Below are 11,473 nucleotides of genomic sequence, written 5' to 3'. Positions count from 1 at the left end.
GATGTCCTCCCGGCTCAGGCCGCGCGGGCGGCGCGCACGACGCCGGCCACCCGGTCGGCTGACAACTCGTCCAGGGTCAGGCAGTTCGCGCCCAGGGCGTGGGCGAGCCGGGCGGCCAGGCCGAGGCGGACCAGGCCGTGTTCGCAGTCCACCACGATCGCGGCCACGCCATCGGCGGCGAGCAGGGCGGCGGCGCGCAGGGCGTCGCGGACCGGGTCGCCGTGCACGCCGACGGTGGCGCGGCCGTCGGTGACCACGACCAGCAGCGGGCGGCGTCGCGGATCGCGCAGGCGTTCGGCGGCCAGGGTCTTGCGGGCGCGCAGCAGGCCGTCGGCGAGGGGGGTGCGGCCGCCGGTGCGCAGCCGCTTGAGCCGGGCGGCGGCCGCGTCCACCGAGGAGGTCGGCGGCAGGGTCAGCTCGGCGGAGTTGCCGCGGAAAGTGACCAGGCCGACCTTGTCCCGCCGCTGGTAGGCGTCGCGCAGCAGGGACAGCACCGCGCCGCTGACCGCGGACATGCGTTTGCGGGCGGCCATCGAGCCGGAGGCGTCCACCGCGAAGAGCACCAGGTTGCCCTCCTTGCCCTCGCGGACCGCGCGTCGCACGTCCTCCCCGCGCAGCAGCAGGCCGGGGCCGGTGCGGCCGCGGGTGGACTGGTGCGGGGCGGCCGCGGCGACGGTGGCCGACAGGTGCAGCCCGTGCCCGTCCACTGTGGACGCGCGGACCACCCGGCCGAACTCCGAGCGGGACCGGGAACGTCGTCCGGGCGCGCCTTCGCCCAGGCCGGGGACCTGGAGCAGCCGGGCGCGGAAGGCGGGTGCGGGGGTGGCGGGGGCTTGTTCGCCGCCACCGGAGCCGCTCGGCCGCGAGGTGTCCGGCCCGGACCGCTCACCGTCCGAAGTGGACTGTTGCTCGCCCTGCGGCGGGGCGGAGTTCTCGCCGTGGTCCTGGCCGCCGCCGGGGCCGTCCGGGTCGTCCTCGGGCTCGGGCCGCGGTGGTTCGGCCTCGTCAGCGGCGGCGGAGAGGGCCTGCTGGAGCTGCTCCTCCTCCAGGCCGGGCTCGTCGAAGGGGTCGCGGCGCTTGCGGTGCGGCAACGCGAGCCGGGCGGCGACCTCGACATCGCCGGCGTCCACCGCCGCGGCGCCGCGCCAGGCGGCGTGCGCGAGCGCGGTGCGGGCCACCACCAGGTCGGCGCGCATGCCGTCGACCTCGAAGGCGGCGCACAGCGCGGCGATCCGGCGCAGTTCGACCTCGGGCAGTGTCACCGCGGCCAGGGCGGTGCGGGCGGTGGCGATGCGCGCGGCCAGGTCGGCGTCGTCCGGGGTCCAGCGGGCGGCGAAGCCCGCCGGGTCGGCCTCGTAGGCCAGGCGGCGGCGGACGACCTCGGTGCGGGTGTCGGTGTCGCGGGCGGCGAGCACGGTGACGGTCAGGCCGAACCGGTCGAGCAGCTGCGGCCGCAGTTCGCCCTCCTCCGGGTTCATCGTGCCGACCAGCAGGAAGCTCGCCGCGTGTGAGATGGACACGCCCTCGCGCTCGACGTGCGCGCGACCCATGGCGGCAGCGTCCAGCAGCAGGTCGACCAGGTGGTCGTGCAGCAGGTTGACCTCGTCCACGTACAGCACGCCGCGGTGCGCGCCGGCGAGCAGGCCGGGCTGGTAGGCGCGCACGCCCTCGGTGAGCGCGCGTTCCAGGTCGAGTGAGCCGACCAGGCGGTCCTCGGTGGCGCCGACCGGGAGTTCGACCAGCCGGGCCGGGCGGCTGGTGGCCGCGCCGTCGTGCGGGGCGTCCGGGCAGTTCAGGTCGGGGCGGGCCGGGTCGCAGGCGAAGCGGCAGTGCTCGACCACGGCGACCGCGGGCAGCAGCGCGGCCAGGCCACGCACGATGGTCGACTTGGCGGTGCCCTTCTCGCCGCGGACCAGCACCCCGCCGATGCCCGGGTGCACCGCGTTGAGCAACAGGGCGAGCCGGAGATCGGGGTGTCCGACCACTGCGGAGAACGGGTAGCCGACGGTCATGCGCGCGGTCCTTCCTCGGGTGTCCACGCCCGGGTCCGGAGGATCGAGGGGCCGAGTCTCCTGACTCCCGGAGGCGGGCTCCGGTCACAGTGGCGGGACCGTCCCGGATTCGCACCGGGTTCCTCGCTCACCCCTCGCTGACAAAGCAGTTCGCATCGTCGCACACGATCAGGTGGTCGCGACCGTCTCGCTGATCACGCTTGCCCTGGCCAGCGCGAGCAGGTCGGCGCGCACCTGCTCGATCGGCGTGCCCAGGTCCTCGGTGACATGCCGCACCAGCTCGGCGCGCATCGCGGCGAGCAGCGCGTGCGCGAGGAAGTCCGCGGAGCCCGCGCGCGCCGGGTTGGCCTGGGTGATCAGCTCGGCGAGCAGGCCGTGCCGGCCATCGCCGGGGCGGCAGCAGGCGCCGGGCGCGGACTGCGCTTCCAGGGCGGCGATCAGCGGGCGCAGTCGCCTGCTCTCGTCGAAGAGGACGCCGAGGCAGGCCAGCAGCCGGTGCACCGGATCCGCCGCGGCCGCGCAGGCCGTATCCACCTGGTTGGTTACCTCGTCCCGGTACTGGTCGAGGAGTTCGTGGATGAGTCCGCTGCGGTCGCCGAAGCGGCGGAACAACGTGCCCTTGCCGACCCCGGCCGCCAGCGCGATCTCGTCCATGGTGACCGCGTCCGGGCCGCGCTCGATGATGAGCCGCTCGGCCGCGGCGAGGATCGCCTGGCGGTTGCGGGCGGCGTCGGCGCGCTCGGCCACGGAACTACTCCTTGCGGTAACCGGACTGGCGGTCCGCATTCTAGCGATCAGACGCCGATTAACCGTCTGGTTACGTGGCGAGAGGGCATCCGCGTGGTCAGGCGCGGCGGGCGAGCACGCGCAGCGGGGCGCGGAAGGAGAGCAGGCCGAGCATGGGCGGTTCGGCTTCGAGGAGTTCCAGGCGGGGCAGGCGGCGGGCGACCTCGGTGAGCACCACGCTCGCCTCCGCCCTGGCCAGTCCCGCGCCCAGGCAGAAGTGGCGGCCGTGGCCGAAGGCCAGGTGCCGGCGGACCTCGGGGCGGGCCGGGCAGAACTGCTCGGGGTCGGGGAAGACGTCCGGGTCCGCGCCGGAGCCGGCGAGCAGGAGCAGCAGGTGCGCGCCGCGGGGCACCGGGACGCCGGACAGGGTGGCCGGGCGGGCGGCGATGCGGCGCCAGGTGTTCACCGGTGGTTCGTGACGCAGCACCTCCTCCACGCAGGCCGCGGCCAAGCCGGGCTCGCCCGCGGCCAACCGGGGCCACAGGTCGGCGCGCGGGATGAGGCGGTGCAGCAGCGTGCTGAGCAGCTGGCTGGTGGTCTCCTGACCGGCGATGAGCAGGAAATAGCAGACCCCGACCGCCTCGGCGACACGCAGTGGGCGGTCGCCGGGCGCGCGGTGCGCGGCGAGCTGACCGAACAGATCCGGGCTGCCGGGGGTGGCGGCGCGGATGCGGGCGGCCAGCCACTGGTGGAACTCCCCCGCAGCCTCGGCCAGGGCCTGGTGGCGGTCCGGGTCGGGGCGGCCCCAGAACAGTTCGAGGGAGGCCGCGCTCCACGCCTTGAGCACCGGCAGGTCCACCTCGTCGAGGCCGAGCAGTTCGAGCAGCACCCGGCAGGGCAGCTCCGCGGCCAGGCCGCTGACCAGGTCGAACGAGCCGGTGGCCGGGAGGCGGTCTAGGTAGTAGTTGGCGAGGGCGCGGATGCGGGGTTCGGCGTCGCGGACCCGGCCGGGGGTGAAGTAGGAGGCGACCAGGCGGCGCAGGCCGGTGTGGCTGTCGGTGCCGTTGTTGGCCAGGGTCGGCGGCAGCGAGAAGCGGGCCCTGGCCAGCACGCGCAGCTGCGGCGGCGGGATCGGGGTGATCGCGGTGAGCGCGTTGTCCGGGATGAACCCGTCCGGATCGGCCAGCACCGCGCGGACGTCGGCGTGCCTGCTGACCAGCCACAAGCCGGTGCGCTGGTCGTGGTGCACGGGTGCGCGTTCGCGGAGTTCGGCGAAGCTCGGCCATGGGTCGCCGACGAACCGCGGACCGAACAGGTCCAGCTCGTCCAGAGAACCCGTCGTCGCCCGCACGTCCAAAACGGTAGCCCGGCCAATGCGACACTCCGGCGGTGACCTCGACCACCCCGGACGTCTTCGCCTGGCTGGACACCCGCTCCCAGGCTCGCTCCCGGGCGGGCCTGACCCGCTCGCTGCGGCCGCGCGCCGCCGAGGCCGCCGCGCTGGACCTGGCCTCCAACGACTACCTCGGCCTCACCCGCGATCCGCGGGTCACCGAGGCCGCGGCGGCCGCGGCCCGCCGCTGGGGCGCGGGGGCGACCGGATCGCGGCTGGTCACCGGGTCGACCGAGTTGCACGCGGAGCTGGAGCACGAGCTGGCCGAGCACTGCGGCGCGGAGGCGGCGCTGGTCTTCTCCTCCGGGTTCCTGGCCAACCTGGGCGCGCTCACCGCGTTGTCCGGGCCGGGCACGCTGATCGTCACCGACGCGCACAACCACGCCTCGCTGATCGACGGCTGCCGGTTGTCCCGCGCCGAGGTGGCCGGCGCCGGGCATCGCGATCCGGCGGCGGTGACCAGGCTGCTGTCCGAACGCGTGAAGAAGCGTGCCCTGGTGGTGACCGATTCGGTGTTCTCGGTGGACGGCGATCTCGCGCCGCTGCCCGAGCTGGCCGACGCCTGCCGGGCGCACGGCGCGGCGCTGATCGTGGACGACGCGCACGGGCTCGGCGTGCTCGGCGACGGCGGGCGCGGCGGGGTGCACGCGGCGGGGCTGGCCGGGGCGGCGGATGTCGTGGTGACCACCACGCTGTCCAAATCGCTGGGCAGTCAGGGCGGGGCGGTGCTCGGGCCGCGACGGGTGATCGCGCACCTGGTGGACACCGCGCGCGGGTTCATCTTCGACACCGGACTGGCCCCGGCCTGCACGGGCGGGGCGCTGGCCGCGTTGCGGGTGCTGCGGGCCGAGCCTGAACTGGCCACGCGGGCCCGGGTTGTTGCGCGGGAGCTGGCCGGGCGGTTCGCGGCGGCCGGGTTCGCGGTGAGTTCGCCGACCGCGGCGGTGGTGTCGGTGCGCGCGCCCTCGCCCGCCGAGGCGGTGGAGTGGGCGGGCCGGTGCCGGGCGGACGGGGTCGCGGTCGGCTGTTTCCGGCCGCCGTCGGTGCCGGACCAGGTGTCGCGACTGCGGCTCACCGCGCGGGCGGATCTGTCCGCGGCGGACCTGGACCGGGCGGTGGAGATCATCACGCGCAACGCTCCGGCCGCCGCGCGGCAGGCCCGTTGAGGACAGGAGCGGCCGGCGCGACGGCGGGACCGCTGCCACCAGGTGCGGCGGGCCGCTGACGACAGTTGCCGCAAGCGCCGGGAGGCGAACATCCGCCCGCGCTGCTCCGTCCGGTGTGTCCGCGAGGGCTGAGTCCGGCACAGGACTGATGTTTTCCTTGCTTGTCACTCGAATGGCCCTAGGCTGCCGCGCATGACCATCAACCGGAGGCGCGCGCTCGGTCTGGGGACTGTGGCAGCGGCGGGCGCCATGCTGGGTTCCACCACGATCGCGGCGGCGCAGAACGAGCCCGTCGACGACGAGAGCGTCATTCCCACTTCCGCGGCGCACGCGCGCAGGCGGATCGAGCGGGTGTACCGGCGGGAGTCGCTGCGGGCCGGTGGCACCTGGTCCTCGTTCATCAGCGTCACCGATCCCGACGGCACCCCGGTCCCTGCGGTGGAGGCCGAGGCGGACCGCGTGGTCGAGGCCTACAGCGTCAACAAGATCGCGGTCGCCGCGGCGGTGCTGGACAAGATCGACCGCGGGTTGCTGACGCTGGACCAGCGGGTGGAGGTCACCAGCGCGATCGTCAGCAAGGACGGCGACGGCATTTTCGGTTTCGACGGGGCCTACCCGAGTTCGGTGACCCTGGGCCATGCCATGGCCAACCTGCTCACCGTCTCCGACAACACCGCGGTCCGGCTGTGCGGGCTGGTGTGCCCGGCGGCCGAGCTGAACGAGATCCTGCGCGCCAAGGGCTTCACGCACACCCAGGTGAAGCCGGTGGCCAACCCGAACCGGTTCTTCCTGGGCAAGACCACCCCGCGCGAGACGCACACGCTGCTGCGCAAGCTGGTCGACGGCACGCTGCTCTCGGCCGCCTCGACCGAGTACGTGCTGACCCTGCTGCGCTCGATGGCCGCCTTCACCGACGGCGTCCGGCTGGAGCTGAACTCCGCCGAACGCGGCCGGGTGGCGACCAAGGCCGGCTGGTTCAACGACGGGCGCAACGAGGCGGGCATCGTCTTCGACACCGCGGGTAAACCGATGGTTACCTACTCGCTGTTCGCCTCCGGCGAGTTCCGCGGTGACCCTGCGGCCAACCTGAACGACTTCAGCACCACCCACCCGGCGCTGCGGGCCAGGGTCGCGCTGGGCCGCAAGATGGTCGACGCGGTCTCCCGCATCACCGCCAGCACCGCGCGCAGCCACCACCAGCCCGCCTACCAGCCCAGCAACGGCGGCTGACCAGCGGCAACGGACCAGGGTCTCAGGGCCGACCCGGAATCGGCCCCGGAGATCCGGGCTGATGGTGCTCCCTCGGGCGGGGGAGCACCATCACGCCGCGGCGGGACCCGGGGACGCGGCCGGGCCGCGATTCTCGGGGCATGACAAGGACAGCACGCAGATTCCTGGTGGCCGGACTGGCCGCCACGGCAGTTGTCAGCGGAGTCGCCGCGCCGGCGTTCGCGGCCGAGGCGCCGATGAGTGTGCGCGGGTCGGCGGGCGGGCAGCTCGGACCCGAGTTCGGTCCGATGGCCGGTGATCCGGTGCGGTTCGAGATCCAGGCCAGTGCCACCGACCCGATGAAGCCGAGCGGGACGTTCAAGGTCACTCACCACAAGCCGGATGGGTCGCTGCTGGCCCGGTTCTCCGGCGAGGTGACCGGACTGCACGCGGTCGGCCAGGTCGGCGTGGTGAACGGGAAGATCACCTGGGCCGAGCACCCGGGGGCGCCGCAGCTGGAGTTCGTGGGCAAGCCGGTGTCGCTGACCGTGCAGGACGAGGGGCGGCACGGGGACCGGATCGGCTGGGTGTGGGGGTTCTTCGGGCAGCCGGTGAGTCCGCTGCAGGGCACGGCGCCGGTGTTGCGGCTCAGCGATGGAGATCTGTCAGTGCGGGGGCCGGTACCCGGGGCGGACGCGGCAGGCAGGTCGGCTGCCGGGGGTGCGGACAAGACCGCGGTGGCAGCGGGCGACGGTGCTGAGAAGTCGGCTGCCGGGGGTTCCGGGCTGGCGGTCGCGGCGGAGCGGGATCGCGGTCACCTGCTCGCGGGCACGGTGCGCGGCACCAGCAAGGACCCCGAGTTCCTCGGCGATCCGCTGATGTTCTCGGTGGCGGCCCGGGTCGAGCCGGGGGCCACGCCGGACACCGCGAGCGGGCGGTTCCACGTCACCCACCACAAGCCGGACGGCGGCCTGGTCGCCGACTTCAGCGGTCGCATCACCTGCCTGGCGGTCGGCGGGCGGGTGGGCATGGCCACCGGGGTGGTGGAGGCGAGCGCGGATCCCGCGCACGTCGGGCTCAAGGTGTCCTTCTCCGTCTACGACAGGGCGCGCGGGGACCGGATCGGCTGGCTGTGGGGTGTGCCCGGGTCTGCTCCGGTGCTGGACTGCCAGGGATTCACACCCTTCTTCGCGCCTTCCACCGGCGGTTTCCTGGCCCGCGGGCTCTAGACCCAGCCGACAAGACGAACGGCGTCCTGACCATCGAGGGGGTGGTCAGGGCGCCGTTCTCGTGGTCAGGGGCGGGACATCTGGACGTGCGCGACGCCGCCGTCGAGGAACTCCGGGCCGGTGATCCGGTAGCCGAAACCTGCGTAGAAGCGGGTCACCGTGGTCTGCGCGTCCAGCACGGACGGGGCCTCGCCGATGTCGGTCAGCGCCTCGCGCATCAGCTCGCGGGACAGGCCCTTGCCGCGGACGTCCGCCCTGGTGACCACGCGGCCGACCCGGATGGTCGCGCCGTCGGGCTCGACCAGCAGGCGCAGGTAGGACAGTGGCGTGCCGTCGGCCTCGGCGAACCACAGGTGCCGGGTGACCGGGTCCAGGTCACGGCCGTCCAGGTCCGGGTAGGGGCTTTCCTGTTCGACGACGAAGACGTCCACGCGCAGGCGCAGCAGGGCGTAGAGGGTGCTCGCGTCCAGTTGGTCACCGGTGGCTCGGTACAGGGTGCTCACCTGCCGTTCCTATCACCTCGCGGAAAGTTCCCAAGATCGGCCGGGGTGAGGGAACACACGTAGTTTCCGCGTCAATGACCGCAAGTCTTCCTGTTAATATCCCATCAAGGCGAAAGATTGCCCGTTGACTCTGCTCTGAACCCATGGTTCGTCCTGCTGCCGCGAGGGAGGCGACATGTCTCTGGACCTGACCCAACTGCCTGCGTTCCTGATCGCCTGTGCCGTCGTGGTGCTGACGCCGGGGGTGGACGCGTTCCTGTTGCTGCGCACCTCGCTGCGGCAGGGCACCCGCCCCGGACTGCTCGCCCTGGCCGGCATCCACTCCGCCGCCCTGGTGCACGTCGCGCTGGTGGTCTCCGGGCTCGGCCTGCTGATCAGCCACTCGCCGGGTGTGCTCACCGCGCTGCGCTGGCTGGGCGCGGCCTACCTCGGCTACCTGGCCTTCTCCATCGCGCGCGGGCTGTGGCTGGCCCGTGGCGAACTGCGCACCGCGACCGCGGGTGAGCGGGCGGACGAGCGGCCGGGCAACGGGCCGTTCCTGCGCGGGTTCCTGTGCAACATCACCAACCCGAAGATGCTGCTGTTCTGCCTGGCCTTCCTGCCGCAGTTCATCGGCGCCGCGGGCAACCCGGTGCTCCAGCTCGGCGTGCTCGCCGCGGTGTTCATGGTGCTGGCCTTCGGCTGGGAGCTGGCGATCGTGCTGGCGGCGAGCCGGTTGCAGGAACGGCTCGCGCGACCGGTGGTGCTGAACGGGCTGGACGCCTTCTGCGCGGTAGCCTTCTTGAGCATGTCGGTCGGGCTGGTGCTCGGCAGCTGAGCCGCACGGCCCGCCGCCGTCCGACCCAGGGAGCCGCCCGTGTTCTTCATCCTCCAGGTAGTCATCACCGCCGTGGCGCTGTGGGTGTCCACAGCGTTGCCCGGCATCGACATCGGACCAGGTCCGGTCTCGGTCGGTGAGAAGATCGGCACGCTGTTGCTGGTCGGCCTGGTCTTCGGTCTGGTCAACGCGGTCATCAAGCCGGTGGTGAAGCTGGTTGGCTGCGTGTTCTACCTGTTGACCCTCGGGCTGATCGGCCTGGTGGTCAACGGCCTGCTGTTCATGCTGACCGGCTGGCTGGCGGACAAGCTGGACCTGCCGTTCCAGGTGACCGGGTTCTGGCCCGCGTTCTTCGGCGCGATCATCGTGGCCTTCGTGAGCTGGGTGCTGAACGCGGTTCTCCAGGCACGTGAGGCGCTGGACGACTGAGCACGACCCGCCGGCCGCTGCTAGGACCTGAGCACCAGGTCCAGCAGCGGCTGGTACGTGCTGACCCGCACGTACACCCCTGGCTGGTACGGCCGCGCGCAGCCGATGCCCCAGGAGGTCACGCCGACCAGTTTGCCGCCGGCGATCAGTGGACCGCCCGAGTCGCCCTGACAGGTGTCCACACCGCCGTTGGCGTACCCGGCGCACACCATCGAACTCGCCTCGAACCCGGCCAGCACCGCCTGGCAGAGCGGGTCGCCGACGATCGGCAGCGCGGCCTTGAGCAGGTAGCGGGACGGGAAACCGCCCTCGGCGGTGCGGCCCCAGCCGAGCGCGAGGGTGTAGGTGCCGGGGCCGTAGAGCAGGGTGTCCGCCGGAGTGGCCAGCGGCAGGGGCGGCTGGGACAGCGGCAGCGCGAGGCGGAGCACGGCGACGTCGTCGCCCGCGCGCACGTCGGTGTAGAACGGGTGGATCCAGATCCCGGTGAGCGCGCGGATCTCGCCGCCCAGGGTGAGCAGGTCCTCGCGGCCGGCGATGACCAGGAGATCTTTCGGCTGTCGGCCGACCGCGCAGTGTGCGGCGGTGAGGACCATGGCCGGGGCGACCAGGGTGCCACCGCACAGGGGCGTGCCGTCGGACTTGGTGATCGCGACCGTCCACGGGAACTCGAGGATCGAGGCGCGGATGCCGCCGACGACTCGGGAGTCGGTGGGGCCGGGTGCGGCGGGTGGCTCGGCCAGCGCGGGGGCCGGTGCGGCGAGGGTGAGCAGGAGCGCGGCGAAGACGACGCCGAGGGGTGCGCGGCGACCTGAAGACCCAGGCCAGGCGGGACCGCGCTGGGCCAGAGCGCGTTGGAGGAATTCGCCGAGCCGTATACGCGTGCCAGACCACATTGTCCGCTCCCGTCTGCTCGCCGCCCCGTGTCCAGGACAGCCCCGGCCGACCGGGTGGACAAGTCGAGTCGGCGAACGCAACCCACGTGAGTGACCGGGTCCGGACAAGCCGGGCACAGCCCGATGGGGCGGCCCGCGAACGGACCGCCCCATCGGGGTGCAGGGATATTCAGTTGTGGCCTCGCGGCAGGGCTAGGAAGTGATCTGCTGGGTCAGCACCGCGTGGTAGGGGGCGATCCGGGCGTAGACGCCGGGGTAGTTGGCCATCGCGCAGCCGCGGCCCCAGGAGGTGGCGCCGATGAGCTTGCCGCCGACGATCAGCGGGCCGCCGGAGTCACCCTGGCAGGTGTCCACGCCGCCCTGGGGCAGGCCCGCGCACACCATCGAGGTGTTGCTGTACTGCGGGTACGCGGTCTTGCAGGTCTGGTCCGAGGTCACCGGCACGTTCGCCTTGAGCAGGTAGCGCGAGGCGGAGCCGCCGGAGCTGGTGGTGCCCCAGCCCAGGATCAGCGCGCTCTGGCCCGCGGCGTAGAGCGCGGTGTCCGACGGGGTGGCCAGCGGCACGGTCGGGCTGCTGATGTTGCGGTCCAGGGTCAGCACCGAGACGTCGAAACCAGCGGTGGCGCTGGTGTAGCTGGGGTGCACCCAGATCTTGGTGACCTTGGCGACGGTGCCGGCGGTGCTCTGCTTGTCCTCTCGGCCGTGCACCACGAAGGTGCTGGCCGGCGAACGGCCCTTCGTGCAGTGCGCCGCGGTCACGACCTTGTTCGCCGCGACCAGGGTGCCGCCGCAGAACTGGCCGGATCCGGTGCTGCCGGAGGCCAGGTACACCGTGTACAGGTGCTGGCTGATCGTTGCCCGGGTGCCGCCGACGATCAACGGGTCGACATCGGAGGTCGACGGGGCCGGGGAGGCGTTCACAGCTGCCGCGGAGGTCAGCGTGACCGCCGCGACCGCGGCGACGACGCCGAGCATTCGGCCAAGGCGACGCAGGGTTACCGCCATGGTGGGGCTCCTTTTCTCGTGCCCTCGAACGAGTGGGAGACGCATACCAAGAGCAACAGAGGAGTGACCCGCCACACAACGGCCGTTCGAT

Annotated in this window: 11 protein-coding genes and 1 riboswitch; of the genes, 5 read left to right on the top strand and 6 right to left on the bottom strand. The window is 73.0% G+C overall.

Annotated elements, in window-relative coordinates:
• Positions 1 to 14: 14 nt before the first annotated feature.
• From MZC64_RS32360 to MZC64_RS48900, 3 genes are all read right to left on the bottom strand, one after another.
• A complete protein-coding gene (locus MZC64_RS32360; RefSeq protein WP_247760458.1) occupies positions 15 to 2,012 on the bottom strand; it encodes a putative cobaltochelatase in 1,998 nt (665 codons plus the stop codon).
• Positions 2,013 to 2,044: 32 nt separating this feature from the next.
• Positions 2,045 to 2,181: riboswitch (cobalamin riboswitch) on the bottom strand.
• Positions 2,181 to 2,759 (bottom strand): TetR/AcrR family transcriptional regulator, encoded by a 579-nt coding sequence (locus MZC64_RS32355; RefSeq protein WP_247760459.1) that lies wholly within the window; start codon positions 2,757 to 2,759, stop codon positions 2,181 to 2,183. It overlaps the preceding riboswitch by 1 nt.
• A gap of 97 nt (positions 2,760 to 2,856) precedes the next feature.
• Positions 2,857 to 4,089: a cytochrome P450 gene (locus tag MZC64_RS48900; protein WP_247760460.1), complete on the bottom strand. Its 1,233-nt coding sequence runs from the start codon at positions 4,087 to 4,089 to the stop codon at positions 2,857 to 2,859.
• Between the two features lie 38 nt (positions 4,090 to 4,127).
• Between MZC64_RS48900 and MZC64_RS32345 the strand changes: the two genes are divergently transcribed.
• From MZC64_RS32345 to MZC64_RS32335, 3 genes are all read left to right on the top strand, one after another.
• Complete coding sequence (locus MZC64_RS32345) at positions 4,128 to 5,297, top strand: 8-amino-7-oxononanoate synthase (RefSeq protein ID WP_247760461.1); 1,170 nt, start codon at positions 4,128 to 4,130, stop codon at positions 5,295 to 5,297.
• A 192-nt stretch (positions 5,298 to 5,489) separates the two neighbouring features.
• Positions 5,490 to 6,527 (top strand): serine hydrolase, encoded by a 1,038-nt coding sequence (locus tag MZC64_RS32340; protein ID WP_247760462.1) that lies wholly within the window; start codon positions 5,490 to 5,492, stop codon positions 6,525 to 6,527.
• A gap of 140 nt (positions 6,528 to 6,667) precedes the next feature.
• Positions 6,668 to 7,735: a hypothetical protein gene (locus MZC64_RS32335; protein ID WP_247760463.1), complete on the top strand. Its 1,068-nt coding sequence runs from the start codon at positions 6,668 to 6,670 to the stop codon at positions 7,733 to 7,735.
• Between the two features lie 65 nt (positions 7,736 to 7,800).
• On the opposite strand, the gene MZC64_RS32330 is transcribed toward MZC64_RS32335, so the two are convergent.
• Positions 7,801 to 8,238: a GNAT family N-acetyltransferase gene (locus tag MZC64_RS32330; protein WP_247760464.1), complete on the bottom strand. Its 438-nt coding sequence runs from the start codon at positions 8,236 to 8,238 to the stop codon at positions 7,801 to 7,803.
• Between the two features lie 175 nt (positions 8,239 to 8,413).
• On the opposite strand from MZC64_RS32330, the gene MZC64_RS32325 reads away from it, so the two are divergent.
• A complete protein-coding gene (locus MZC64_RS32325) occupies positions 8,414 to 9,055 on the top strand; it encodes a LysE family translocator (RefSeq protein ID WP_247760465.1) in 642 nt (213 codons plus the stop codon).
• A gap of 39 nt (positions 9,056 to 9,094) precedes the next feature.
• On the top strand, positions 9,095 to 9,484 hold the full coding sequence (locus tag MZC64_RS32320) for a phage holin family protein (RefSeq protein WP_247760466.1): 390 nt from the start codon (positions 9,095 to 9,097) through the stop codon (positions 9,482 to 9,484).
• Between the two features lie 20 nt (positions 9,485 to 9,504).
• On the opposite strand, the gene MZC64_RS32315 is transcribed toward MZC64_RS32320, so the two are convergent.
• Positions 9,505 to 10,377, bottom strand: coding sequence for a trypsin-like serine protease (locus tag MZC64_RS32315; RefSeq protein WP_247760467.1), 873 nt, complete (start codon positions 10,375 to 10,377; stop codon positions 9,505 to 9,507).
• Positions 10,378 to 10,569: 192 nt separating this feature from the next.
• A complete protein-coding gene (locus tag MZC64_RS32310) occupies positions 10,570 to 11,382 on the bottom strand; it encodes a trypsin-like serine protease (RefSeq protein WP_247760468.1) in 813 nt (270 codons plus the stop codon).
• Positions 11,383 to 11,473: the final 91 nt, after the last annotated feature.

It is taken from the genome of Crossiella sp. S99.2 (assembly GCF_023094165.1).
In the GTDB taxonomy this organism is placed as follows: Bacteria; Actinomycetota; Actinomycetes; order Mycobacteriales; family Pseudonocardiaceae; genus Crossiella.
This window is presented reverse-complemented; position numbering and strand designations above follow the sequence as displayed.

What these genes read in the sequence shown, in the direction of transcription:
- MZC64_RS32360 (WP_247760458.1), bottom strand. Translation starts at nt 2,012, where the DNA reads ATGACCGTCGGCTACCCGTTCTCCGCAGTGGTCGGACACCCCGATCTC.
- MZC64_RS32315 (WP_247760467.1), bottom strand. Translation starts at nt 10,377, where the DNA reads ATGTGGTCTGGCACGCGTATACGGCTCGGCGAATTCCTCCAACGCGCT.
- MZC64_RS32310 (WP_247760468.1), bottom strand. Translation starts at nt 11,382, where the DNA reads ATGGCGGTAACCCTGCGTCGCCTTGGCCGAATGCTCGGCGTCGTCGCC.
- MZC64_RS32335 (WP_247760463.1), top strand. Translation starts at nt 6,668, where the DNA reads ATGACAAGGACAGCACGCAGATTCCTGGTGGCCGGACTGGCCGCCACG.
- MZC64_RS32340 (WP_247760462.1), top strand. Translation starts at nt 5,490, where the DNA reads ATGACCATCAACCGGAGGCGCGCGCTCGGTCTGGGGACTGTGGCAGCG.
- MZC64_RS32325 (WP_247760465.1), top strand. Translation starts at nt 8,414, where the DNA reads ATGTCTCTGGACCTGACCCAACTGCCTGCGTTCCTGATCGCCTGTGCC.